Here is a 25,293-nt window from a genome sequence, read left to right on the forward strand (position 1 = left end):
GTGGATGGCGGGGCCCGCCGTCTCGGGTGCCGGTTCCGGCCTCCGGCAGGGGCGGTTGCGATCAGTGCCGGCGGCGCCTCCTACGGGCGATGGCGAGGGTTCCGCCTCCGGCCGTCACCAGGGCTGCGGCCGTCGCGAGCAGAGCGGCGCTGGTGCTGTCGCCGGTCGGGGGAAGGGAGTTGGACGTGCCGGGGACCTCCGCGCGGGACGGGGGCGAGACCGGCGGGGAGCCGCTGGGCGGGGTGCCCGTGGCGGTGGCGGTGTTGGTGACCTTGCCCGCGTTCAGGTCGGCCTGGGTGACGGCGTACGTGGCCGTGCAGGTCGTCCTCGCGCCGGGGGCCAGGGACTTGGCGGCGGGCGGGCAGGTGATGGTGGGCCGGGTGCCCGTGCCGCTGAAGGCCGTCTCGGTCACCGTCGCGTCCTTGAGCGTCACATTGCCGGTGTTGGTCACCACGAACTCGTAGTGGAGGAGGTCGCCCGGCTTGGCGTACGCCTTCTCCTGGGCCGACTTGACCAGGGTGAGGGCCGGGTTTGGCACACCCGGCACCTCGGCCCGGGACGGCGGCGAGACCGGCGGCGGGCCGGAGGGCGGGGTGCCCGTGGCCGTGGCCGCGTTGGTCACCTTGCCCGCGTCGATGTCGTCCTGGGTGACGGAGTACGTCGCCCTGCAGGTCAACGCGGCGCCCGGCGCCATCGACTTCGCGCCGTCGGGGCAGGTGATCGCGGGCCGGGTGCCCGTGCCGCTGAAGGCCGTCTCGTTCACCGTCACGTCCTTGAGCGTCACGTTGCCGATGTTGGTCACCACGAACTCGTAGTCCAGCTGCTGGCCGGGAGCGGTGAGCTGCTTCTCCCTCACCGTCTTCACCACGGTGATCGCCGGGCTCGGATCGGCCGGCACCTGGGCCCCGGCCGGGGGCGAGACCGGCGGCGGGCCGCTCGGCGGGGTGCCGGTGGCGGTGGCCGCGTTGGTCACCTTGCCCGCGTCCACGTCGGCCTGGGTCACGGTGTAGGTGGCCGTGCAGGTGACGCCGGCGCCGGGGGCCAGCGACTTGGCGGTGTCCGGGCAGGTGATGGTGGGCTTGGTGCCGGTGCCGGAGAAGCTCGTCTCGTTGACCGTCACGTCGGTCAGGGTGACGTTGCCGGTGTTGGTCACGACGAAGTGGTAGTGCAGCACCTCGCCCGGCGCGGTGAGCTGCTGCTCCTCCACCGTCTTCACCAGGGCGATCGCGGGCTTCGGCGGGCTGGGGACCTCGGTCTCCGACGGGGGCGAGACCGGCGGCGGGCCGGAGGGCGGAGTGCCGGTGGCCGTCGCCGCATTGGTGACCTTGCCCGCGTCCACGTCGGCCTGCGTCACCGTGTAGGTGGCCGTGCAGGTGACGCCGATGCCCGGGGCGAGGGACTTGGCGGTGTCCGGGCAGGTGATGGTGGGCTTGGCGCCCGTGCCCGAGAACTCCGTCTCGTTCACCGTCACGTCCTTGAGTGTGACGTTGCCGGTGTTGGTCACCACGAAGTCGTAGTGCAGGACGTCCCCGGCCTTCGCGTACGACTGCTCCTTCGAGGACTTCGCCACCGTGATCGCCGGGCCCGGCGGGCTGGGCACCTCGACCCGCGACGGCGGCGAGACCGGCGGCGGGCCGGACGGCGGAGTGCCGGTGGCCGTGGCCGCGTTCGTCACCTTGCCCGCGTCCACATCCGCCTGCGTGACCGTGTAGCCGGCGGTGCAGGTCACCTTCGCGCCCGGAGCCATCGACTTCGCCTCATCCGGGCAGGTCACCGCCGGCTTGGTGCCCGTGCCGGAGAACTCGGTCTCCGTCACCGCCACGTCCGCGAGGGTGACGTTGCCCGTGTTGGTCACCACGAACGCGTAGTGCAGCACCTGGCCGGGGCCGGTGAACTGCTGCTCCTGCACCGACTTCACGACCGTGATCGCCGGGGCCGGCGGGCTCGGGACCTCGGTCTGGGACGGCGGTGAGACCGGCGGCGGGCCGGACGGCGGATTGCCCGTCGCCGTGGCCGCGTTGGTCACCTTTCCGGCGTCGACGTCCGCCTGGGTGACGGCGTACGTCGCCGTGCAGGTCACCTTCGCGCCGGGCGCCATGGACTTCGCCGCGTCAGGGCAGGTGATGGCAGGCTTCGCGCCGGTGCCCGAGAAGCCGGTCTCGTTGACCGTCACGTCGGCGAGGGTGACGTTGCCGGTGTTGGTGACGACGAACGCGTAGTGCAGGACGTCACCCGCCTTCGCGAACGACTTCTCCTGCGCCGACTTCACCACCGTGACCGCCGGGCTCGGCGGGCTGGGCACCTCCGTCTCCGAGGGCGGCGATACCGGCGGCGGACCGGACGGCGGATTGCCCGTCGCCGTGGCCGCGTTGGTGACCTTCCCCGCGTCCACGTCCGCCTGCGTCACCGTGTAGGTGGCCTTGCACGTCACGTTGGCGCCGGGGGCCAGCGACTTGGCGGTGTCCGGGCAGGTGATGGTGGGCTTGGCGCCCGTGCCCGAGAACGAAGTCTCGTTCACCGTCACGTCCTTGAGTGTGACGTTGCCGGTGTTGGTCACCAGGAAGTCGTAGTGCAGGACGTCCCCGGCCTTGGCGTAGGACTTCTCCTGCGCCGACTTCACCACCGTGACCGCCGGACTCGGCTGGCTGGGCACCTCCGTCTCCGAGGGCGGCGACACCGGCGGCGGACCGGACGGCGGATTGCCCGTCGAGGTGGCCGCGTTGGTCACCTTCCCCGCGTCCACGTCCGCCTGCGTGACGGTGTACGTCGCCGTGCAGGTCACCTTCGCCTCGGGCGCCAGGGACTTGGCGGCGTCAGGGCAGGTGACGACGGGCTTCGTGCCCGTGCCGGAGAAGCTCGTCTCGCTCACCGACACGTCGGCGAGGGTGACGTTGCCCGTGTTGGTGACGACGAACTCGTAGTGCAGGACGTCACCCGCCTTCGCGTACGACTTCTCCTGCGCGGACTTCACCACGGTGATCGCCGGACTCGGCGGGCTCGGCACATCCACCCGCGACGGCGGCGACACCGGCGGCGGACCGGACGGCGGCGTCCCCGTGGACGTGGCCGCGTTCGTCACCCGGCCCGCGTCGATGTCGGCCTGGGTGACGGAGTACGTGGCCGTGCACGTCACCTTCGTGCCCGGAGCCATCGACTTCGCCTCGTCCGGGCAGGTCACGGTCGGCTTGGTGCCCGTGCCCGAGAACTCCGTCTCGTTCACCGTGACGTCCTTGAGGGTGACGTTGCCCGTGTTGGTCACCACGAACTCGTAGTGCAGCACCTGCCCGGGGCCGGTGAACCGCTGCTCCTGCACCGACTTCACCACCGTGATCGCCGGGCTCGGGGTGCTCGGCACCTCGGTCTCGGACGGGGGCGAGACCGGCGGCGGGCCCGAGGGAGGATTCCCGGTCGTGGTGGCCGCGTTGGTCACCTTGCCCGCGTCCACGTCCGCCTGGGTGACGGCGTAGGTCGCGGTACAGGTCACCTTCGCACCGGGCGCCATCGACTTGGCTTCGTCGGGGCAGGTGATGGCCGGCTTCGTGCCGGTGCCCGAGAAGCTGCTCTCGTTGACCGTCACGTCGGCGAGGGTGACGTTGCCGGTGTTGGTGACGACGAACGCGTAGTGCAGGACGTCACCCGCCTTCGCGTAGGACTTCTCCTGCGCGCTCTTCACCACCGTGACCGCCGGGCTCGGCGGGCTGGGCACCTCCGTCTCGGAGGGCGGGGACACCGGCGGCGGACCGGACGGCGGATTGCCCGTCGCCGTGGCCGCGTTGGTCACCTTCCCCGCATCCACATCCGCCTGCGTGACGGCGTAGGTCGCGGTACAGGTCACCTTCCCACCCGGAGCGAGAGACTTCGCCGCCTCCGGGCAGGCGACGCTCGGCTTCGTACCCGTGCCGGAGAAGCTCGTCTCGTTCACCGTGACACCCGTCAGGGTGACGTTGCCGGTGTTGGTGACGACGAACTCGTAGTGCAGGACATCGCCGGCCTTCGCGTACGACTTCTCCTGCGCGCTCTTCACCACCGTGACCGCCGGACTCGGCGGGCTGGGCACCTCCGTCTCCGAGGGCGGCGACACCGGCGGCGGACCGGAGGGCGGATTGCCCGTCGCCGTGGCCGCGTTCGTCACCTTCCCCGCGTCCACATCCGCCTGCGTCACCGTGTACGTCGCCGTACACGTCACCTTCGCCCCGGGCGCAAGGGACTTGGCCTCATCGGGGCACGTCACCTTCGGCTTGGCACCGGTACCCGAGAACGAAGTCTCGTTCACCGTCACGTCCTTGAGTGTGACGTTGCCCGTGTTGGTCACCAGGAACTCGTAGTGCAGGACATCACCCGCCTTCGCGTACGACTTCTCCTGCGCCGACTTCACCACCGTGACCGCCGGACGCGGCGGGCTGGGCACCTCCGTCTCCGAGGGCGGCGAGACCGGCGGCGGGCCGGACGGCGGATTCCCCGTCGAGGTGGCCGCGTTGGTGACCTTCCCCGCGTCCACGTCCGCCTGCGTGACGGTGTAGGTGGCGGTACAGGTCACCTTCGCGCCCGGGGCGAGCGACTTCGCCGCCTCCGGGCAGGTCACCGTCGGCTTGGGGCCGGTACCCGAGAACGAGGTCTCGTTCACCGCCACATCCGTGAGCGTGACGTTGCCGGTGTTCGTGACCACGAAGTCGTAGTGCAGGACGTCCCCGGCCTTCGCGTACGACTTCTCCTGCGCGCTCTTCACCACCGAGATCGCCGGATTCGGCGGGCTCGGCACGTCCACCCGCGACGGCGGCGACACCGGCGGCGGACCGCTCGGCGGCGTCCCCGTGGACGTGGCCGCGTTGGTGAGCCTGCCCGCGTCGATGTCCGCCTGGGTGACGGAGTAGGTCGCGGTGCAGGTCACCGCCGCACCGGGGGCCATCGACTTCGCGGCATCCGGGCAGGTCACGGTCGGCTTCGTCCCCGTGCCCGAGAACTCCGTCTCGTTCACCGTCACGTTCGCGAGGGTGACGTTGCCGGTGTTGGTGACGACGAACTCGTAGTGCAGCACCTGCCCTGGGCCGGTGAACTGCTTCTCCTGCACGGACTTCACCACGGTGATCCCCGGGCTCGGCACGCCCGGGACCTCCACCCGCGACGGGGGCGAGACCGGCGGCGGGCCGGACGGCGGAGTGCCCGTGGCCGTGGCGGCGTTGGTCACCTTGCCCGCGTCCATGTCCGCCTGGGTGACGGTGTAGCTCGCGGTGCAGGTCACGGTCGCGCCGGGCGCCATCGACTTCGCCGCGTCCGGGCAGGTCACGGTCGGGTGCGGGCCGGTGCCGGAGAACTCCGTCTCGTTCACCGTCACGTTCGCCAGGGTGACGTTCCCGGTGTTGGTCAGCGCGAACGCGTAGTGGAGAACGTCCCCGGCCTTGGCGTACGACTGCTCCTTCGAGGACTTCACCACCGTGATCGCCGGGGCCGGCGGGCTCGGCACCTCCACCGTCGAGGGCGGCGACACCGGCGGCGGACCGGACGGCGGATTACCCGTCGCCGTCGCCGCGTTCGTCACCTTCCCCGCGTCCACGTCCGCCTGCGTCACCGTGTACGTCGCCGTACAGGTCACCTTCCCGCCGGGCGCGAGCGACTTCGCGGCGTCAGGACAGCTGACCTTCGGCTGCGGCCCGGTCCCGGAGAAGCTCGTCTCGTTCACCGCCACGTTCGCCAGGGTGACGTTGCCCGTGTTGGTGACCGCGAACTCGAAGTGCAGGACGTCACCCGCCTTCGCGTACGACTTCTCCTGCGCGCTCTTCACCACCGCGATCGCCGGACTCGGCGGACTCGGCACCTCCACCCGCGACGGCGGAGACACCGGCGGCGGACCGGACGGCGGCGTCCCCGTCGCCGTCGCCGCGTTCGTCACCTTCCCCGCGTCCACATCCGCCTGCGTCACCGCGTAGCTCGCCGTACACGTCACCTTCGCCCCCGGCGCCAGCGACTTCGCCGCGTCCGGGCAGGTCACCGTCGGCTTCGTCCCCGTCCCCGAGAACTCCGTCTCACTCACCGTCACGTTCGCCAGCGTGACGTTCCCCGTGTTCGTCACCTCGAACGCATAGTGCAGGACGTCCCCGGCCTTGGCGTACGCCTTCTCCTGCGCGCTCTTCACCATCGTGATCGCCGGGTTCGGCGGGCTCGGCACCTCCACCCGCGAGGGCGGCGACACCGGCGGCGGACCGCTCGGCGGCGTCCCCGTCGCCGTGGCCGCGTTCGTCACCTTCCCGGCGTCGATGTCCGCCTGCGTGACGGTGTAGCTCGCGGTGCAGGTCACCGCCGCACCGGGCGCCATCGACTTCGCGGCGGCGGGGCAGGTCACGGTCGGCTTCGTCCCCGTGCCCGAGAACTCCGTCTCGTTCACCGTCACGTTCGCGAGGGTGACGTTGCCGGTGTTGGTGACGACGAACTCGTAGTGCAGCACCTGCCCGGGCCCGGTGAACTGCTTCTCCTGCACGGTCTTGACCACCGTCAGCGCCGGGTTGGCCGGCTTGGGGGTGTTGGTGAACGTGCAGAGGACGTTCGGACTGCGCTTGCCCGCCTGGGTGTTGGGGAAGCGCAGGCTGATCGTGCTCCCGCTGCCGGAGGCGACGGCCGCGTCGCCGTTGGCGGTGTCGACGCAGGCGTAGGTGGTGGCGTAGTTGGCGAGGTTCGCGCCGGAGGTGCCGGTCTCGGTGAGGGTGTAGGTCTGGGCGGGCCGGCCGATGACCGGGCCGGCGGACTGGGGCTGGATGCCGGTGGCGGTTCCGGCGGTGGTGGCCGTGTTGTTCGCGGTGACGCCGCCGCCGGTGATCGAGAGGGCGAACTGGTCGTTGGAGGTGGCGGTCTGGGCGAAGCGGCCGACCACGTTCTTCTGGAGCGCGAGGGTCGGGTTGAGCGCGCAGGAGCCGAGGTCGGTGATCAGGCCGGTGCTGGTGCTGGCGGACGGGCCCGCCGTGACGTTGCCGGTGTTCGGGTTGATCTGCTCCACCTGCGCGCGGGTGGAACCGTCGGGCTGGCGCTTGTTGAAGGAGACGTACAGGTTGCCGGAGTTGTCGAACGCGTCGCCGTTGTACTGGTCACCGGCGGCGTTGGAGATGGTGCTCAGCTTCTGGAGGTTCAGCCGCGTCGAACCGGCGGTGGTCGGCATCGGGCCGTCGACCAGCGCCAGGTTGGTGTCCGTGCCGGACTGCACCAGGACGTACATGTTGCCGGCGCCGTCGAAGGTGATGTCGCCGTTGGAGAAGTTGGCGCTGTTGAAGGGCAGGGTGAAGGTCCCCACCTGGCCGATGAACGTGTTGGTCGTGGTGTCGAACCCGTAGAGCGTGCCCGTGCCGGGGGAACTCGCCGTGCCCGCGCCGTAGTTGGCGAAGTAGTAGATCCCGTTGTCCGGGTTGACCGCCCCGGCCACGTAGAAGGGCTGGGTGAGCTGCACGGGGTACGTCGCCCAGGTGCCGGTGGCGACGGTGTAGGCGTACACCAGCGCGGTGCCGTTGGCGTCGGGGAAGTTGAGCGCGTAGGCGGCGGTGCCGCCGTTGGTGATGCCCAGGGAGTTGGCGCTGAACGACCCGGCGGGGAGGGTGCTCACGAGCGCCGGGGTCACCTGGGCGGGGCCGATCGCACCCGTGCGGACGGAGACGAGCCGGGACGGGGCGCCGGGGGTCTGCTCGATGCCGTAGATCACGCCGCCGGTGCAGTCGAGGGTGTCCCCCGGGGCGCGCTGGGCCCGGTGGCCGACACCGGCACCGGCACCGGCACCAGCACCGTGGCCGTGCCCGGTGCCGGCCTCGGAGACCGGGGTGAGGGTGAGGACGAGTCCGGCGGCGACCAGGCCCGCCAGGATCGGCCGTCTCCTGGCGAGCCGGCGCAGCACGCCGCCCGTCCGTCGTCTCTCCCGGGGCGCGCCCGCCGACTGGCGGTCGCGTACTCGACGGAGGAAGCCCATGCCACCCTGCCCTTGTCCGGTCAGCCTCTAATGCCTTTAATGATCAAAAAGGCAGGATGACTATGCGGGCGGGCAGCACTCCCCCTCGGGCGAACACACCGCCGGACTCCCGAACTCGGTTCGAACTCAACCTGTTCGGGCGCCTTCGAGGGCCGGGTGGGCGACAGCTGGGCCGATTAACTCACAGTAGGACTCTCAGTTCGGGCGGCGGTCGCGAAGTCTCAGACGCGGGCGAGCCGGTCGGACAGGTCGTCCAGGCCCAGCGAGCCCTGGGAGAGCGCGGCCGTGTGCCAGGCGCGGAGGTCGAAGGCCGGGCCGAGACGGCGGCGGGCGGCCTCGCGGCCGTGCAGCCAGGCGCGTTCGCCGAGTTTGTAGCCGATGGCCTGACCGGGCCAGCCGAGGTAGCGGTCGATCTCGCTGCTGCGGCGGGCGGCGGAGCTGCCGTGGTGGGCGGCCATGAACTCCGTGGCGAGCTCCGGGGTCCAGCGCTCGCCGGGGTGAAAGCCCGAGGCGGCGGGGATCGTGAGTTCCAGGTGCATGCCGAGGTCGACGATGACGCGGATGATCCGGAGCATCTGCTTGTCCAGGTAGCCGAGGCGGCGGGCCGGGTCGGTGAGGAAGCCCAGCTCGTCCATCAGGCGCTCCGCGTACAGCGCCCAGCCCTCCTTGTCCGCGCTGACCGCGCCGAGGGTGATCTGGTAGCGGCTGAGCCGGTCGGCGCAGGCCGTCCAGCGGGCCGTCTGGAGGTGGTGGCCGGGGACGGCCTCGTGGTACCAGGTGCTGACGAGCTGCCAGGTCGGGAAGGAGGTCCGGCCGAGGGTGGGCAGGTAGGTGCGGCCGGGGCGGCTGAAGTCCAGGCTGGGGCCGTTGTAGTACGGCGCGCCGGAGCTTCCGGGCGGGGCGATCCTGGTCTCGACGTGGCGCAGCGGGCCGGAGAGGTCGAAGTGGGTGCCGTGGAGGGCCTCGATCGCCTCGTCGGCGATCTGCTGCAGCCAGGCGCGGATGTTCTCCTCGCCCTCGACGGCGTGGCCGTGCCGGTTGAGGTGGTCCATGGTGGCGCGGGCGCCGGCGCCGGGGAGGATGTGCTGCGACGCGGCCCGCATCTCGGCGGCCGTGCGGTGGAACTCCTCCCAGGCCCAGGCGTACGCCTCGGCGGGGTCGAGGTCGGCGCCGGTGGCCCAGCGGGCGGAGCGCAGGTAGCGCTCGCGGCCGACGGCGTCCGGGGTGCCTTCGGCGGCGGGCAGGTAGACGGCGAGGAGCCAGGTGCGGAAGGTGGAGACGGCGGCGGTGGCGCGCTCGGCGGCGGCGTCCAGTTCGGGGCGCAGCCGGGCGGGGCCGGCGGCCGTGAAGGCGGCGAACCAGCTGGGGCCGCCGCCGTCCTCGCCGGTCCAGGCGGCGAGTTGGGCGGCGACCGCCCGTACCTGGCGCGGTGCGCAGAGCAGTCCGCGGGTGATGCCTTCGGTCAGGGTCGCCCGGTAGCCGTCGAGGGCGCCGGGGACGTGGCGCAGGCGTCCGGCGACGGTGGCCCAGTGCTCGTCGGTGTCGGTGGGCATCAGGGTGAAGACGCCCCGCACCTTGTGCAGCGGGGAGTTGACGTTGCGCAGTTCGCGGAGGTGGTCCCCGGCCTCGTGGAGGGCGAGTTCGGCGGTCAGCCGTTCGCGCAGGAGGCGGGCGCAGGCGCGCTCGGCGTCCGCGTCGGCCTCCGGGTCCGGGTCCGGGTCGGCGGCGGCGAGTGCGTCGAGTGCGGCCAGTGTCGAGCGGGCCAGGTCGGCCTGCGCCTGGAAGCCGTCCGGGGACAGGTCCGGCTGCCGGTCGTCGTCGGGGTGCAGGCCGAGCCTGGTCGCGGTCGCCGGGTCGAGGGCTGCGGCCCGGGCGACGTGCTGGTCGGCGATCGTGCGGGCGGACGTCGGTGGCTGCGGCATGCCCTCCATCGTGGCCGATCCGCCGACGGGCTGTCAGGGCTTTGCCGCGCTCACTCGGTCAGGACCGGCCCGCCCCGGACGGATGCCCGTACCTGCGGCATCCATGCCGGGGCGGCCCGGATCCCCACAGCTCGGGCCCAAACGGCGCCGGCTGCGCACAAGCGGGGGTCACCCCCGACGTACCGTCACCCGGGCTCGGCCCCGCTGGTCCTTTCGGCCCCGTCCGCCGTGTCCGCCCTGCGCACATGGAGTACCGCGGCCTCCAGGGGCAGCGGGGTGTGGCCGAGCAGCCGCAGCCCCGCCTCGGCGAGGAGGCGGGCGTAGTGGTCGGCGCGGCGTTCGCGGCCGCCGGTGTTGCAGAGCATGTGCAGGTCCCAGGCGGTGGCCAGCGAGGGCGAGCCGTCCTCGGGCAGCAGCCGCTCGACGACGAGCAGGTCCGCGTGGGCGGGCATCGCGCGGGCCAGGTGGCGCAGGATCTCGACGCAGCGCTCGTCCTCCCAGTCGTGCAGCACCCGGGACAGGAGGTACAGGTCGGCGTCGGCGGGGACGTCGGCGAAGTCGCCCGTGACGTACGAGCAGCGCGGGCCGAGGCCCTTCGCGTCGAGGCGGCGGCGGGCGGCCTCGACGGCGTGGGGGCGTTCCAGCAGGACGCCGTGCAGGCCGGGGTCGGCGGTGAGGAGGCGTTCGAGCAGTTCGCCGTTGCCGCCGGCGACGTCCACGACGGTACGGGCCCCCGTGACGGCCGGGTGGGCGGGCAGGGGGTCGAACATGCGGGAGGAGGCGGCCATGGAGCGGTCGAACAGGTCGGCGAGCTCGGGGTCGCGGGCGAAGTGCTCGAAGTGGTGCTCGCCGAAGAGGTGGTCGAAGGCGGGTTCCCCGGTGCGCACGCTGTGCTCCAGGGCGCCGAAGGACCGGTAGAACGGGCCGCCGTACATCAGCGCCAGCGGCCGCATCGAACCGTCGGCGTCGGCGCGCAGCAGGGTGCCGGTCTCGGTGAGCCGGTAGCCGTCCGGGTGTTGGGTGACCACGCCCGCCATGGCGAGGTAGCCCAGGAGGGTGGCCAGGGCTCTGGGGTGGGCGCCGAGGGCCGGGGCGAGCGTGTCGAGGGGGGTGGCGGCGCGGGTGTCCAGGGCGTCGGGCAGGCCCATGCGGGCGCCGGTGGCGAGGGCCTGGGTGGTCCAGGCGCCGGTCAGACGGCGCAGGAGCGTTTCAGCAGGGTGGGCGTCGTCCTCCTCCCGGAGATGGTCGGCGAGGACGGCGTGATGGGCGCCGTGGGCGTGGAGCTCGATGCGCCGGTACCCGGCCGTGGAGCCGGCGGGGGCGGTGAAGTACAGGACGGTGGCGTCCTCGTGCGGGGTGTAGCCGCCGCCGTCCGGGGCCGCGCCGTGGCGGGTGAGCAGGGCACAGAGGCCGCGCAGGAGCAGCGCGTCCGGGCGGCGGACCTCGAAGGCGAGGTGGGCCTCGTGCTGGTGCTCGCGCTCGTGGGCGGCGAGGTGGGCCAGGTCCGAGCCGGGCGGCACGGTCAGGACGAACACCTCGACGGTGCGCGGAGCCTCCTCGTCCTCGGTTCCGCCCGGGCGGGGGCCGGGGACGGCCGGGTGCGCGATGGCCACCTCCAGCGTGGCCTCGTCGAGGCGGTGGCGGCGGGCCAGGCGGCCGCGGACCACGACGCTGGGCTGTAACCGGGCCTCGGGATCGAGGGCGCAGGCGGCCAGTTGGGCGCGCAGGGTCTCGTCGTCCGGCGGGAAGACCAGCAGCGCGGCGTGGGCGAAGCGGCAGTGGTCGGCCAGGGCCCGCAGTTCGGGGCCTTCGAGGCCGGGCAGCAGGAGCGGGAGCAGCGTGGCGGTGTCGTGCTCCCGGACGAAGTCGGCGGTCGCGCGCAGGCGCGCCGTGTCCTCGATGGTGGTCGTCATGGTGCGGGTGTCCTTCCGCAGGCGTGGGGGCCGGCGTGGCTTCTCGTACGGTGGACTCGTACGGTGGTCTCGTTCAGAGGCCGAGGTAGTTCTCGGCGAACCAGTCCTGGTGGGTGCGTGAGGTGCGCAGCGCGTCGATCCGGGCGTCGCGCAGTGCCGTTTCGAACGACGCCTCGCTCTCGGACTCGCTTGGGGCGTGCAGGAGTTGGACCATCCAGTGGGAGAACTCCTGGGCCCGCCAGATGTACTCCAGGGATCGCCGGGAATATTGCTCCAGCGACGCCGGCTCGCCGTGGACGAGGTCGTCGACGAGCGCGCCTGCGAGGAGTTCGGCCTCCAGCACGGCGAGATTGGCGCCCTTGGCGCCCGAGGGGCTGAGGAGGCTGGCGGCGTCGCCGGCCAGCAGGAGCGAGCCGTGGCGCAGCGGTTCGACGACGTCCGACTCGAGCGCTATGACGCTGCGCTGGACGACCGGGCCGCGCCGCAGCGGGCCGTGCTCGGCCGCGTACATGCGCCGGTCCAGCTCGTCCCAGATCCGCTGCTCGCTCCAGGCGTCGGCCGGGGTGCCGGGTGCGCACTGCAGGTAGTAGCGGGTGATCTCGGGGGTGCGGGCCATGTGCCCGGCGAAGCCGCGCTCGTGCAGCGCGTAGCCGACGGCGTCCAGGCTGGGCGGCGCCTCGGCGAGCAGGCCCAGCCAGGTGACGCCGTGGTCGCGCCGGTGGCGGCGGGCGGTCGGGGGCAGGGAGTCCCGGGCGGCGCCGTGACGGCCGTCGCAGCCGGCGACGTACCGGGCGCCCCAGCGGCCGGGGCGCCCCTCGGCGTCACGGACGGTGACGGTGGGCCGCTCCCCGTCGGCGCCGTCCACGCTCACGGCCCGCGTCTCGAAGCGGACCTCTCCCCCGCCCGCCAGGTAGTGCGCGAGCAGGTCGGTGACCAGGTCCTGCTGGGGGTAGACGGTGTGGTGCTCGCGCAGCCCCAGCTGCCGGTAGTCGAGGCGGAAGGCCCCGCTCCTGGTGCGGAACTCGCAGGTGCCGTGGGGCACTCCGCGGCGGCGCAGGCCCTCGGCCAGGCCGTGGCGCTCCAGGGCGCGTACGGTGCCGGGGGCGAGGAAGCCGGCGCGGGCCCGGGTCTGGACGTGGTCGCGGGTGGCGCGCTCGAGGACGACGCACTCGACCCCCGCCGTCTGCAACAGGTTGGCGAGGGTCAGCCCGGCGACTCCGGCGCCGAGGACGACGACCGCGGCGGAGTCCTGATCTGTTCGAAAGTACTGATGATTCGTCACAAAGGTTGGAGCGTAGCCACCTCAGGTGTACGGAGCATCCGTGATCACCCCCAACGGTGAAAAGTCGGACAACCCCACCATGTCGACGCGAAAGCGGCCCGCCACCGCAGCAGTGACGGGCCGCAACGCCCAGCTCAGAACACCTGCGGCAGCGGCTCCCCCGTCTCCAGCAGGGTCTTGAGGCTGGCGATCACGTCCGGCCAGCCCTGGCCGACCATCTCGGCGAGGGTCGAGCCGGGCGCGAAGCCGTCGTGCACGACGGTCAGCTTCACCACGTGCTCGACCGCCTCCTCGATGGTGAAGGTGACCTTCGAACGGGGCTCCTCGGCCAGCTTGGCGAAGAACTCCTCGTTCCACTCGAAGCGCTCGGCGAGCTCCGGGGTCATGGTGTGCCAGGTGTAGGCGAGCTTGGTGAAGGGCTCCGACTCCAGCACGACCTGCTCCGGGTCGCTGATCAGCACGCCGTGGTTGTCCCAGGTCATCTCCGAGCCCGCGGCCCAGTCCGTGGTGAAGGCCGTGGCCCAGTAGCGCCGGGTGAACTCGGGCTCGGTCAGCGCCTGCCAGAGCTTCTGCGGGGTGGTGCGGATGTACGTGGTGTAGACGAAGGTCGGCGCGTCCATCGGACTCTCCTCCAGGGCGAGTTTCAGGTCCGCCAGGGCTTGGACCCTGGCCCGGTCATAACGGCTGATCCACCGGTGGGCGATCTCGTGCACGGGCGCGGCGTTGAGGTAGTGCAGCTTCTCCCGCCCCCGCCGCACGGCCGTGACGAGCCCGGCCTCCTCCAGCACCGCCAGGTGCTTGCTCACGGACTGCCTCGCCATGTCGAGCCCGCCGCACAGCTCCCGCAACGTCTGCCCGTTCCGGACGTTGAGACTGTCCAGCAACGCCCGCCGGCTCGGGTCCGCCAGCGCCTTGAACACCTCGTCCATGCCCGCCCGCACCCGTGATCGCCGCCTCTCGATATATGCAGCCTTTCGGCTGCCTTTAAATTAGGCAGCCGGAAGGCTGCCTGTCAAGCGGTGCGGCTGTGACCGCAGGGGCCGGGGGTGCGCCCATCAGAGGATCGGGGCCGGCCCTGGGCCGCCGACGGCGTTCAGCACTGGAGGATGCGGCGCAGCCAGCGGGTGCGGGTGGCGTGGGCGTCGTGACTGAGGGTGGCGGCGGGGGCGAGGGTGTCGAAGCCGTGGCAGGCGCCGGGCCAGACGTGGAGTTCGGCGGCGCCGCCGGACTTCCAGATGGCGTCGGCGTAGGTGACGCCCTCGTCGCGGAAGGTTTCGGCGGAGCCGACCTCGATGTAGGCCGGGGGCAGGCCGGAGAGGTCGGTGGCGCGGGCCGGGGCGGCGTACGGCGGGAGGTCGACGGTGCCGTAGCGGGCGCCGAGGGCGGCCTGCCAGGCGGTGGCGTTGGAGGCGCGGTCCCAGGTGTCGTGGCCGGCCATCTGGTGGGCGGAGAAGGTCTCGCCGCGGTCGTCGAGCATCGGGCTCAGCAGCAGCTGGCCGATCGCGGCCGGGCCGCCGCGGTCCCGGGCGAGCAGGGCGAGGGCCGCGGCGAGCCCGCCTCCGGCGCTCTTCCCGCCGATGACCACGCGGTGCGGGTCCACGCCCGCCTGCTCGACCATCCAGGCGAGCCCGGCGTAGCAGTCCTCCAGCGCCCCGGGATAGCGGGTTCCGGGTGCCAGGCGGTACTCGACGGAGACGACCGCGAGCCCCAACTCCCATGCCCAGCCGTCCAGCAGGCGCGGCAGCACGGACCAGGCGTTGCCCATCACCATCCCGCCGCCGTGCAGGTAGTACAGCAGCGGCAGCGGCCCGTCCGCCCCGGCGGGCCGTGCGCTGACCAGCGTGACCTCGCCCTCGCCGTCCGCCCGGGGAGCGCGCAGTTCCTCCACCTCGAACCGGCCGCCGTCCCGCAGCAGTTCGAGCGTCGGCCTGGGCCGGGCGGTGGCGTCACGCTCCTGCCAGGCCACCAGGTTCTCCGGGGTGAGCACCTCCCGCACCCCGCCGCCGACCGCCGCCGCCACCTCCGGGTCCAGCGGAGGCACCGCCCGTCCGTCCACCTCGTACTCCCCTCCCCCGACCTGCGAACATCCGCCATTATCCTGGCCCGGTTGAGACGCGTCAGGAGATGGGGGAACCGACCATGGCATACCGGCTGACGTTCTTCTGCCGGTCGGGCGAGGAGAACGGACTGGAGGCGCTGGACCGCCTGCTGGACGAACTGCTCTCCGCCGGTGTGCCGCTGCGGGCGGAGGGGCGCGGCCCGTTCGTCGACGAGGTCGCCGCGTACGCGCTGGGGATGAGCGGGTCGGCCGACTCGCTGACCCTCGAGGTGCAGGTGGGGGTGGCCTGGATCGCGGAGTCGGTGATCGAAGCCTCGCCCGAGGACGAGCACGGCATCTGGGGCTGCGACCTGCTCGCCACGATCACCCTCAGCGGGGACTCGCCCGACTGGCCGCTCGTCGATCACCTCTGGGCGGCGCTCGTCGACCTGTGGGGCGCCGTCGCCTGGGACGAGGCGTCCGGATTCGCGATCGGCGCCGACGGGCCCTGCACGGGAAGTCGGCCGGGCCGACTTCCCGTGCAGGGCTGTCCCGCCTCAGCGGGGTTGAAGCAGGTCTAGCAGGCGTAACTCGGCGTGGGGGCGGTCACCGCGAAGTCCACGGCGAAGCCGGCGACCTGGTTGCTGCGGTCGACGACCAGGTCGAACAGGTGCCACTGTCCGTCGGTGTCCGTGTTCCCCACGTAGCAGATCGGCGCGACCGCGTCGCCGTTGTTGGCCACCAGGTAGGCCCAGTCGGCGTGCGGGTACATGTGCACCCACGTCTCGCCGGTGACGGTGCCCCGGACGCCGATGTTGTTGCAGTCGGTCCGCGTCGGGGCGGTCAGGTAGCTCGCCAGGGTGTACCCGGCGAAGGTCTTGTTGCTGTCGAAGATCAGGTTCCACCACTCCCCGCCCGCGTACGTCGCGCAGACGGCGGAGAGGTTGTCGCCCCGGTTCACGACCAGGTGCTCGGTGTTGTAGCTCGGCTGGAGGTGTATCCAGGCGAAGTCCAGGCCGGACTTCAGGTTCGTCCCGTTGCCGACGCTGGCAATGGATGCGGTGCCGGCCGGCCGCGCCTCGGCGGCGACGGCGGCGGGGGCGGCGCTGGTGGCCGCAGCGAGTGCCAGGGCGGCGAGTGCCAGGGCGGGCTTGACGATGTTCCTCACGATGGTTCCTCCGTTGGCTGTTCACGTTGGACCGCGGCGTGGCGCCACGGCTGCTGTGCGACGGAGGCAGGCTCGGTCATCTCCCATGGAACGGTTGCCAGTTGACGACTTCGGCCCGTCTCGTAAATCTGAGTTTATGGACGTTCGACGCCCTGTCAACCGCCGGTCCGCAGGAGGCGCCCGTCACCTACACTTGACCAGCGAGAACGTCATGGAGGTGCACCGTGCCCGAGCAGCAGTCAGGTCCCGCTTCGCTGGCCGAGCGGCTCGACCGGCTCTTCCGCACCGTGCATCCGGCGGGCCGGGAGGAGTACACGTACGAGGAGGTCGCCACCGCCATCCGCGAGGCCGGCACGACGATCTCCCACACGTACGTCTGGCAGCTGCGCAAGGGCGTCCGCGACAACCCGACGATGCGTCATCTCGAAGGGCTCGCCAAGTTCTTCGGCGTCCCCGCGTCCTACTTCCTCGACGAGGACACCACCGCCGTCGACGCCCAGCTCGAGCTCCTCGCCGCGCTGCGGGACGCCCCGGTGCGGGCCATAGCGCTGCGCGCCTCGGGCCTGTCGCCCAGCGGGCTCGCCGCCATCCAGGCGATGGTCGAGCACGCCCGCTCGCTGGAGGGGCTGCCCGAGGGGGACGGCCCCGCGTAGCCGATCTCCAGTCAGATCCGATCTTCGGACAGTCCGACGCAACGCCCCCGATGTCGCTAGCCTGACACGCGACGACATCGGGGGGCGTCCATGGCACTGGGACGGCGACGCGTGCGCGATCTGCGCGCCCGGATCCACGACCTCGCCATCCCGCGCCCGTTCAGCGTCGAGGCCCTGTGCGAGCGACTGGCCCGGGAGCGCGGACGGCCGCTGCACCTGCTCCCCCTGCCCGGACCGCCCGGGCCGGGCCAACCCTGCGGGATGTGGATCGCCACCCCGACCGTCGACTACGTCTTCCACGCCCACGGCACCAGCGCGCTGCACCGCCAGAACATCGTCCTGCACGAACTCGGCCACATGCTCTGCGAACACACGGGCCTCGGCGGCGCCGAGCTCACGCCGATGTTCTCCAGCCTCGACCCCGCCATGGTCGGACGTGTCCTGGCCCGAGGGGGCTACTCGAGCCCCCAGGAGGAGGAGGCCGAGCTCATGGCCGCGCTCATCCTCGAACGCGCGGGCTGGCCCGGCGCCGCCCTCAGCCCCCTGGGGGATCTCGATGAACTGTTCTGAGATCCTCGGGGTCGTCGACGCCCAGCCCGACCCGGTGTGGCCGGTCATCCTGACGAGCCTCTGGCTCACCGCCCTGCTGCTCGCGGCCCGCTTCAGCCGCTCGCCGCGCCGCCGACCGGCCGCCCTCCTGCTCCTGTCCGTCAGCGGAGCCGCCACCCTCAGCGGGTACGGCATGCGGCGCTGGTTCGACGGGCTCACCGGCGTCCCCGACGGCGCCATCCTGGCGGGCCACCTGCTGGGCGTCGCCGCCGTGGCCGCCGTCCTGGAACTGGCCGCCGTACTCACGGGAGCGGGCGCGCCTGCCAGGCGCAAGCTCCGGGGATCCCAACTACTGCTCGCCGTCCGCGCGTTGGCCCTGGTCGCCCTGTTCGTCCCCGTGCCGCGCGCCCCCGACCATCCCGACTTCGGCTGCTGGCAGGGCACCTCACCGCTCGTCATCACCTACCAGCTGCTGTACCAGGCCTGCCTGGCGACCGGGCTGGTCCTCGCGGGCCTCCTCGTCCGCCCCCGGGTACGCACCGCCGGCACCCGGCTGCACCGCGTCGCCCTGCGCCTGGTCGTCGCCGGGTGCCTGACGGGCCTGGTCTACGTGGCGGTGCGCTGCTGGTACCTGGTCACCCACGGCTTCGGCCTGCCCTACCCGCTGATGCGCCCGTACCTGAACACCATCCCGGCCCTGCTCCTGGAAGGCACCCTGGCCCTCTTCGGCCTCGGACTGCTCATCCCCGCCGCCTACCGCGCCACCGTCTTCCTGCGCCGCCTCCTCCACTACCACCGCCTCCGCCCCCTGTGGGCCCTCCTCGACCGCGCCGCACCCGGGCACGTCCTCGGCCCCGCGCGAACGCCCCTCGCGGACCTGCTCGACCTCCGGGGCATCGAGCGCAAGCTCTACCGCCGGACGATCGAAATCCGTGACGCCCAATGGGAGTTGGCCGGATACGTCTCCCCGGAACTGGCCGAGGCCGCCGTCGCCGAACTGCGGACCGGGCGGGCCGACACCCACCTGGCGGCCGAGGCCCTGCACCTCGAACTCGCCCTGCGCGCCAGGCCCGCCGGACTGCCCTGCACCGGCCCGCAGGAGAGCCCCCCGTGGACGGGCGAGGCCGACCTCGACACCGAGGCGCAGGCCCTGCTCACCCTCCAGCGGCTGCGCGCCGACCCCTGGGTGCAGGCGGCCGCGGGCAACGTCCTCGCGGCGGCGGAAGGGACCGGCGGGCGGAGTCCGGCGGCGGATACGGGTGGTCTGGGCGGGTGCTGACCGACGGATGCGGCGACCGCCCGTCCTTCTGGGCCGCCCACCTGGCCCGCAGGTGGGCGATGGACGCCCCCGGGCGTCAGCCCGAGGCCAGGGGCGGGGCCTGCCTCGTGATCGCGGCGGCGGGCAGCGGGTTGTCCGGTTCGGCGCCGGGGTCCGCGGTGAGGACGGCCCCGGCCGCGTGGGCGTCGAATCCGGCCGGCCAGAGCGTCAGGTCGCTGGCCAGCGCGCCTTCGAGTCTCGCCTGCCGCAGGTCCGCTCCGCGCAGGTCGCTGGCCCGCAGGTCGGCCGCCCGCAGGTCCGCGCCGGCGAACACGGCTCCGTGGGCGCGGGCCTTGCGCAGGTTCGCCTCCCGCAGGTCCGCACCCGAGAGGTCCGCCCCGCCCAGGTCCGCCTTGACCAGGCGTGCGCCGCGCAGGTCGGCCTCGACGCAGCGGGCCTGCCGCAGGACGGAGGTCCCGAGTTCGGCGTGCCGCAGGTTGGCCGCGATCAGCGACGCCCCGCTCAGGTCGACCTGGTACACGCTCGCCGCCTCCAGGCACGTGCCGTCGAGGTTGACGCCGCCCAGCCACAGCCCGTCGCAGTCGGCCCGCCGAAGGTCGGTGAAGCTGACGTTCAGCCACCCCGGAGCGCGCTCCTGCCCCAGCACCCCGAGACAGGTCAGCGCCGCCTGGGCGTCCGCAGCCCGGGTCTCCAGCGGGCGCAGCGCGTTGACGGACGCGTCGGGATCCACCGGCGGCCACGGCAGGTGCGTCCGGAGGTACGCCGCCATGATCGAGACGACCGCCTCGTGGTCGCGCCCGGAGTGGTCCGCGATCCGCCACAGCGCGTGGATGCCGCCGATCCGTACGTCCAGCTTCTCGCTGCCGAGCTGTTCCACGGCCCGGCTGAACCGATCGGTGACCTGGCCTTCCCTGGTCGCGTTCAACCCCTCCTGGCTGACGCGCAACTGCCGCCAGGTGGCGTAGGCGCCGAACAGGACGACCCCGCCACCGACCGCCTGCAACAGTGTGGTGCGCACGTTGTTCACGGCGCTCAACCGGTCGGCGGCGGCGACGTGATCACCGGCGAGGTCGTGGTCCACCACGAACCCCGGAAGGACCAGCAGCACGACGAAGAGCGCGACCAGTACGGCCACCACGCCCGACGCCACAGCGGCGACGCGAGCCACGCGCCGACGGTCACGCACAGAGTCCCCCATAGCCACCGGATCCTAGAACAGGGCCGAACGCGGTGAGGCAGTGGCCGTGGTCATAGGGGCGACGGACGCGTCGTCGTCGCTCCGAGCCCGGTAGACGGTCACGATGGAGGCCCCGGCGTCGACTTCGAGCGGTCCGCTTCCACCCGGGCGCGCGCCGGTGCTCGCCGCCGGGCGGATGGACGGGGACACTGGTCGCTGTGACTGACATCCGCGAGACGCTGGACTACCAGACCTTCGGCCGGGCGGTGCGCGAACTCGCGCAGGCGATCGCCGACGACGGGTTCGAGCCCGACCTGATCCTGAGCATCGCCCGGGGTGGGGTGTTCGTGGCGGGCGGGCTGGCGTACGCGCTGGACTGCAAGAATCTGCACCTGGTGAACGTCGAGTTCTACACCGGGGTGGGCACGACGCTGGAGATGCCGGTGATGCTGGCGCCCGTGCCCGATGCGATCGACTTCTCCGGCAAGAAGGTCCTGATCGCCGACGACGTGGCCGACACCGGCAAGACGCTGAAGCTGGTGCACGACTTCTGCGTCGAGCACGTCGCCGAGGTGCGCTCGGCCGTCATCTACGAGAAGTCGCACTCGCTGGTGCAGTGCGAGTACGTGTGGAAGAAGACCGACGACTGGATCAACTTCCCCTGGTCGACGGAACCACCGGTCGTGCGGCGCGACAGCCAGGTGCTCGACGCCTGAGCCCGCCGGGCCCGGGCCGGCTCAGCTGAGGAGGAGGCAGGCGTCCCAGTTCCCGTCAGACGGGTGGAGGGCGAGGGCCGCGCCGGCGGTGCCCTCCAGGAGGGTGGCGGGTTCTCCGGTGGCGAGGGCTGTGGTGAGGTCGCGGGTGGTGGCGGCGGTGAGGGCGGGGAGGTGGGCGGCCAGGGTGGTGGAGTCCTCGGCCATGCGGTGGGTGATGCGGAGCAGGCCGGCGGTGCCGTGGCAGAGGCCGGGGCCGGAGAGGTGCCAGGTGGCGGGGGCGGCCAGGGTGGTGGCGAGGGCGGTGACGGCGGTGGCGCGCCAGTCGTCGCGGGCGAGGGCGGTGCCGGCGAGGTGGAGGGCGCGGGCGGTGCCGGGGGTGCCGTAGCACCAGGCGGCCCGGGTGTGTGGGTCGGCGGGTGGGCGGCCCGACTCGGCGTCCTCGATGCGTACCGTCATCGGCCAGCCGCCGGTGGGCAGGCGGTGGGCGGCGAGCTCGAGTGCCAGGGCCTCGATCGCCTCGTCCTGGCCGGGCGTCTGGACGCCGTGGAGGCGGGCCAGGGACAGCAGGGCGAGGGGGCCCGGGATCCCGTGTGCCAGGCCGAGGTTGAGGTGGCCGCGGGGGTGGTCGGGGTCCGCGCCGGGCAGTCCCGGGCCGCCGGCGGTCCACCAGCGCGGCAGTGCCTTGCCGGTCGGTGCGGCCAGTTCCACCAGGGCGGCGAGGAGGTCGGCGAGCGCCGGTCCGTGCGGGTCCAGGGCGAGCAGCAGCCGCCCGAGGCCCGCGGCGCCCGAGACGGTGTCGAAGGTGTGCGCCCGCAGTCCCGCGCCCGCCGCCAGGTCGGCGCGCAGCGCGGCGACCCGTCCGGCGGCGGATTCGGCGACCCGGGGCGTCAGGGCGTCCAGCAGGCCCCGGTACTCGCCGGGGCCGCGCGCCATGGTGCGGGCGGCGAAGGCCACGGCGGCGGCGCCGGAGTAGAGGCCGCCTCCGCGCATCGCCCCGGGGGCCTTGACCGCCGCCGCGAGCTGTCCGTGCGCGGCCCGGCGCAGCGCCGGGTCCTCGCCGGCCAGGACGGAGAGGGCGAGCGCCGCGCCGCTGTGGCCGGCGCCGAGCCCGGGGGTCAGGGCGGCTTCGGGGCGGGCGAGTCGGGCGGCGACGGCCTCCACCGCTTCGGCGGGGGTCATCGGCGCTCCTCCGTGGCGGTCGGGCGGGTGCGGTGGGCTTCGAGGGCGCCTCGGGCGAGTGCGTAGGCACGGCGTTCGGCTTCGCGGTCGATGCCGATGAGGCGGTTGTGGCCCATGTGCAGCAGCGAGGCGAGGGCCGGGCCTGCGGCGTCCGGGGTGAGGTGCGCGGCGTACGCGGCGAGGCGGGTGGCGCGCTCCTGCCAGGCGGCGGTGAGTGCGGGGTCGGCGGGCAGGAGGCCGCCGCCGGGGATGGCGGGGCCGTCGGGGCCGATGGCGCGCAGGGCGGCGGTGCGGTGGGTGCGGAACGCCTCATGGTGCTGCTCGGACTTGGGGTAGGTGGCGGCGATCCAGGCCCCGACGGGCGGCGCGGCCTCGCGAGCCGCCAGGAAGTCCCGGGCGGTGGCGGTGAGGTTGACGGCGGCGAGCAGTGCGCCGGGCACCGTACGGGCGGCGCGGGCCAGGCGCAGCGCCTCGAGGGCGACCAGGCTGTCGGCGTGGAAGACGCGTTCGGCGTGGGCGAGGGCCTCGGGGCCGCCGTAGCGGTCCGTCTCGGGCGCGTAGCCGTCGAGCCGCAGGTCGGCGGCGAGCCCGGCGCGGCGCAGGTCGTGGGCCCAGTCGTGGAGGGCGGGCAGCAGGTCGGCGGCGAGGGCGGGCGGGGTGCCGTGGAAGCGCAGCCGCAGGTGGGGGGCGGGGTCGCGGTAGCGGATGAAGAACCAGCGGTCCGCGGCGCCGGGCAGGGCGGCGAGGAGGCGGGGCAGGTGGTCGGCGAGGATCTCGTCGTGGCGGGCCTCGGTGGCGGCGATTCTCGCGAACAGCCAGGGGCCGCCGGGGAGTTCGGGCGTACGGGGGTGGGCGGCGGGCAGTGGCCGGCGTGCCGGGGCGGCGGCCGGGCGTGCGGCGCGGCGCAGGGGGACGACGAGTTCGGTGACGTGGCCGCGCAGCCAGCCGCCGTCACCCGCGAGGTCCTCCTGGAGCACGGTGGGCCGCCCGGAGCGGGTCTGACTGTGCAGGAGGCGCAGGTGCCAGGGGTCGTCGAGGTCGAGGCCGATCCGCTGGTCGCCGCTGAGCAGCCGCACGGCGGCGGGGACGCCCCAGCGGCGGCGCCAGCGGGCGAGGCCGTCCGTCCACTGCTCGTACGGGCTGTCGGCGGGCGGCACCGGGTCGGTGAGGCGCCAGGCGGCGGGGGCGAGGACGACCCGGCCGCGCCGCACGCGGGGCAGCGCGGGGGCACTGGCGGCGGCGCCCCAGTCCCAGGGCTGCCAGGGGCGTTGCCCGGTGAGCGCGACCTCCTGGAGGAAGCGGGCCGCGTTGGGGGCGCCGGTGCGCAGGTTGAGGGCGTGGTGGGCGGTGGCGCGGATCTCGCGGCCGAGGCTGCGGGAGTGGACGCTGAGGCGCTCGGGGTCGGCGAGGACGACGAGGTCGTCCAGCGGGATCACGGCGGGGCCGCCGTCCTCGGGGAAGGCGCTGACGCTCACGCGGTGGTCGAGCCAGCGCGGGGTGAGGGCGATGTTGGCGTGGCGGGCGCGGTAGGGGGTGAACTCCAGGTGCGCGTGCAGGAGTTCGCTGTCGTCGAGGCCGGCGGCTGCGGCCAGGAGGGCGCCGCCGCCGGAGTGGGTGCCACCGCCGGGGTGGGCAGCACCGCCGGGGTGGGCAGCACCGCCGAGGTAGGTGCCGCCGCCGAGCTGCGCGGCGAAGCGGCCGAAGGTGGCTCCGGCGCGGTCGCTGCCGGCGGTCGGCGAGAGCGCGAGGCGGAAGCGCCCGTCGTCGAGGGCGTCGAGCGAGTCGGCGGCGAGTTCGGCGTACAGCTCCATGGAGGCCGGCGGGGTGTCGGCGGCGCCCTCTGGTTGCGGGAGGACCAGCCGGGCGAGCAGGTCGTCGTCGAGGACGACCTCGGGCAGCGGCCCGCCGGGCTCCCGGTCGGCGAGGGCGCCCGCCGCGAGTTCGGCCAGCAGGCGGTCGCGCGCCGCCTCGGCGTCGGTGCGGGCGCGGGCGGGCTGCGGGTTCGCCGCGCCCCGGGCGCCCGCCGGGCGCCGGTAGCCGGCGGGCGGGCCGAGGCCCGTGTCGGGGTCGAGCAGTTCGGCGAGCGGGACGGGGCTGTCGGTGCCGTACCGCTCGACGAACTCGGCGTGGTAGGCGCGCAGGTGCTCGGGTGCGGCGGCCGGGGGCGACAGTCGCCACAACACCGTGGCGGTGTGCTCCAGTTCGGTGCGGACCTGCTCGGGCAGGACCACCTCGGCGTCGAGCGCGAGGTCGGCGTGGAGGGGTCGGTCGGTGGGCCTGAGGCGGGTCATCCGCTGCCGTGCCTCGCGCAGGACGGCGGTGGCCTGCCCGCGCGGCGAGGCGGAGGCCTGCGCCAACAGGTCTCGTACGGAGGCGAGTTCGGCGCGCACCGGGTGCCCGTCGGGCAGCCGGCCGAGGACGTGGCCGAGGAGGTCGGTGCTGTCCGAGGGCGGTGTCAGGTCGGTGAGCAGGAACCCCTGGGCGACGAGCGTGCGCACCAGCCCCGCGACCGCCTCGGCCGGGGCGGCGGGGAAGTCGGAGGCCAGCGCGGCGAGCAGGTCGGCGTGGCGCAGCGGTCGGGCGGCGTGGCGGAGGGCGGACCGGACGACGGCGGTGGCGCGGACGGTCCGCTCGGTGACGGGTTGCGCGTCCCCGGCGGCGGTGGCTCCCCGCTCGGGCAGGTAGGGCAGGACGAGCCGGTCGCCGCGCAGGACGACCTGCTGGTCGGCGGCCAGCCGCAGCCCGGCCAGGACCGGCGGCTCGGTGCGCAACCGGTCCAGGAGCGGGAGCAGCCAGCCGAGGTCGGGGCGGAACGTGCGGCGCTCGGCGCCGTCCCAGCGGACCTTGGCCCGGGCGTCGAAGCGGCCCGCCGCGACGGCGGCCATCAGCCCGAAGGGGGTGGGGCGGGTGGCCATCCGCAGCCGGTAGCGCCCGACGGCCTCGGCGGCGCGGCCCGCGGCGGCGGGGCGCAGGGCGACGGTGGCGGGGTGCAGGGCGGCGGAGGCGGGGCGCAGGGCGGCGGTGGCTGCGGGGCGTAGGGCGGCGGCTGCCTGGTCGAGCACGTCGGCGAGGGAGGGGCTGGAGACCTCGATCGCCTCGCGGAGCACCGGGTCGGCGGCGGCCTCGGCGAGGTAGGCGGCGGGGCCCTCCTCGCCCGGCCCGGCGGCGTACCGGTGCGGGCTGGCCAGGGCGGGTGTGCGCAGCAGGACGGGACCGGTCGCGGTGAACAGCGTGTCTCGGGCCGTCCCGCGCGTCTTCTTGCCCACCGTGCCGCCCCCGTGCCTCGTGACTCGTGCGTCGTGACGTGTGTGTCGTGACTCGTGTGTCGTACTTCGTGCCTTGTGTCCTCGTCGGCTCGTTGTATCCCGGCGGTCGAAACCTGTCCACGGTTGATCAGAAGTCATCAATAGTTGGCTGAATTCGCCTATTCATCCGAGTGCAGTCATTGTCGGGCCCCACCACAAGTGCCTAACGTCCG

Annotated in this window: 15 protein-coding genes; 5 read left to right on the forward strand and 10 right to left on the reverse strand. The window is 73.5% G+C overall.

Annotation, left to right across the window (positions count from 1 at the left end; all coding sequences use genetic code 11):
- Positions 1 to 61: 61 nt before the first annotated feature.
- The 6 genes from ACIBCA_RS01890 to ACIBCA_RS01915 form a co-directional block, all read right to left on the reverse strand.
- Positions 62 to 7,867, reverse strand: coding sequence for a hypothetical protein (locus tag ACIBCA_RS01890; RefSeq protein ID WP_396280799.1), 7,806 nt, complete (start codon positions 7,865 to 7,867; stop codon positions 62 to 64).
- Positions 7,868 to 8,160: 293 nt separating this feature from the next.
- Positions 8,161 to 9,861 (reverse strand): DUF885 domain-containing protein, encoded by a 1,701-nt coding sequence (locus ACIBCA_RS01895; protein ID WP_396280801.1) that lies wholly within the window; start codon positions 9,859 to 9,861, stop codon positions 8,161 to 8,163.
- Positions 9,862 to 10,046: 185 nt separating this feature from the next.
- Positions 10,047 to 11,774 (reverse strand): methyltransferase, encoded by a 1,728-nt coding sequence (locus ACIBCA_RS01900; RefSeq protein WP_396280803.1) that lies wholly within the window; start codon positions 11,772 to 11,774, stop codon positions 10,047 to 10,049.
- A gap of 73 nt (positions 11,775 to 11,847) precedes the next feature.
- On the reverse strand, positions 11,848 to 13,056 hold the full coding sequence (locus ACIBCA_RS01905) for a 4-hydroxybenzoate 3-monooxygenase (RefSeq protein ID WP_396280804.1): 1,209 nt from the start codon (positions 13,054 to 13,056) through the stop codon (positions 11,848 to 11,850).
- 134 nt (positions 13,057 to 13,190) lie between these two features.
- On the reverse strand, positions 13,191 to 13,985 hold the full coding sequence (locus ACIBCA_RS01910; protein WP_396280805.1) for an ArsR/SmtB family transcription factor: 795 nt from the start codon (positions 13,983 to 13,985) through the stop codon (positions 13,191 to 13,193).
- 164 nt (positions 13,986 to 14,149) lie between these two features.
- Complete coding sequence (locus ACIBCA_RS01915) at positions 14,150 to 15,112, reverse strand: alpha/beta hydrolase (RefSeq protein WP_396280807.1); 963 nt, start codon at positions 15,110 to 15,112, stop codon at positions 14,150 to 14,152.
- 83 nt (positions 15,113 to 15,195) lie between these two features.
- On the opposite strand from ACIBCA_RS01915, the gene ACIBCA_RS01920 reads away from it, so the two are divergent.
- Entirely contained in the window at positions 15,196 to 15,675 is a 480-nt protein-coding gene (locus ACIBCA_RS01920; RefSeq protein ID WP_396280809.1) for a hypothetical protein, read from the forward strand.
- On the opposite strand, the gene ACIBCA_RS01925 is transcribed toward ACIBCA_RS01920, so the two are convergent.
- Positions 15,672 to 16,262: a hypothetical protein gene (locus tag ACIBCA_RS01925; protein ID WP_396280811.1), complete on the reverse strand. Its 591-nt coding sequence runs from the start codon at positions 16,260 to 16,262 to the stop codon at positions 15,672 to 15,674. The genes ACIBCA_RS01920 and ACIBCA_RS01925 overlap by 4 nt on opposite strands.
- Before the next feature lie 224 nt (positions 16,263 to 16,486).
- Here ACIBCA_RS01925 and ACIBCA_RS01930 point away from each other — a divergent pair, with 224 nt between their 5' ends.
- The 3 genes from ACIBCA_RS01930 (at position 16,487) to ACIBCA_RS01940 (ending at position 18,743) form a co-directional block, all read left to right on the forward strand.
- Complete coding sequence (locus ACIBCA_RS01930) at positions 16,487 to 16,915, forward strand: helix-turn-helix domain-containing protein (RefSeq protein ID WP_396280813.1); 429 nt, start codon at positions 16,487 to 16,489, stop codon at positions 16,913 to 16,915.
- Between the two features lie 111 nt (positions 16,916 to 17,026).
- Positions 17,027 to 17,485, forward strand: coding sequence for a hypothetical protein (locus ACIBCA_RS01935; RefSeq protein ID WP_396280814.1), 459 nt, complete (start codon positions 17,027 to 17,029; stop codon positions 17,483 to 17,485).
- Positions 17,472 to 18,743, forward strand: coding sequence for an MAB_1171c family putative transporter (locus ACIBCA_RS01940; RefSeq protein WP_396280815.1), 1,272 nt, complete (start codon positions 17,472 to 17,474; stop codon positions 18,741 to 18,743). Before ACIBCA_RS01935 ends, ACIBCA_RS01940 begins: the two co-directional genes overlap by 14 nt.
- A 76-nt stretch (positions 18,744 to 18,819) precedes the next feature.
- On the opposite strand, the gene ACIBCA_RS01945 is transcribed toward ACIBCA_RS01940, so the two are convergent.
- On the reverse strand, positions 18,820 to 19,911 hold the full coding sequence (locus ACIBCA_RS01945) for a pentapeptide repeat-containing protein (RefSeq protein WP_396280816.1): 1,092 nt from the start codon (positions 19,909 to 19,911) through the stop codon (positions 18,820 to 18,822).
- A 227-nt stretch (positions 19,912 to 20,138) separates the two neighbouring features.
- On the opposite strand from ACIBCA_RS01945, the gene ACIBCA_RS01950 reads away from it, so the two are divergent.
- A complete protein-coding gene (locus tag ACIBCA_RS01950) occupies positions 20,139 to 20,636 on the forward strand; it encodes a phosphoribosyltransferase (protein ID WP_396280817.1) in 498 nt (165 codons plus the stop codon).
- 21 nt (positions 20,637 to 20,657) lie between these two features.
- Here ACIBCA_RS01950 and ACIBCA_RS01955 read toward each other — a convergent pair whose 3' ends face one another.
- Both ACIBCA_RS01955 and ACIBCA_RS01960 read right to left on the reverse strand, forming a co-directional pair.
- A complete protein-coding gene (locus ACIBCA_RS01955; RefSeq protein ID WP_396280818.1) occupies positions 20,658 to 21,815 on the reverse strand; it encodes a lanthionine synthetase LanC family protein in 1,158 nt (385 codons plus the stop codon).
- Positions 21,812 to 25,081, reverse strand: a complete 3,270-nt coding sequence (locus tag ACIBCA_RS01960; RefSeq protein ID WP_396280819.1) for a lantibiotic dehydratase — start codon at positions 25,079 to 25,081, stop codon at positions 21,812 to 21,814. The genes ACIBCA_RS01955 and ACIBCA_RS01960 overlap by 4 nt, the downstream gene beginning before the upstream one ends.
- Between the last annotated feature and the right edge of the window lie 212 nt (positions 25,082 to 25,293).

The sequence above is a fragment of the Kitasatospora sp. NPDC051170 genome, from assembly GCF_044455705.1.
Taxonomy (GTDB): Bacteria; Actinomycetota; Actinomycetes; order Streptomycetales; family Streptomycetaceae; genus Kitasatospora.

Coding starts and splice junctions, on each gene's coding strand:
- ACIBCA_RS01895 (WP_396280801.1), bottom strand. CDS start 9,861: ATGCCGCAGCCACCGACGTCCGCCCGCACGATCGCCGACCAGCACGTC.
- ACIBCA_RS01900 (WP_396280803.1), bottom strand. CDS start 11,774: ATGACGACCACCATCGAGGACACGGCGCGCCTGCGCGCGACCGCCGAC.
- ACIBCA_RS01910 (WP_396280805.1), bottom strand. CDS start 13,985: ATGGACGAGGTGTTCAAGGCGCTGGCGGACCCGAGCCGGCGGGCGTTG.
- ACIBCA_RS01920 (WP_396280809.1), top strand. CDS start 15,196: ATGGCATACCGGCTGACGTTCTTCTGCCGGTCGGGCGAGGAGAACGGA.
- ACIBCA_RS01940 (WP_396280815.1), top strand. CDS start 17,472: ATGAACTGTTCTGAGATCCTCGGGGTCGTCGACGCCCAGCCCGACCCG.
- ACIBCA_RS01955 (WP_396280818.1), bottom strand. CDS start 21,815: ATGACCCCCGCCGAAGCGGTGGAGGCCGTCGCCGCCCGACTCGCCCGC.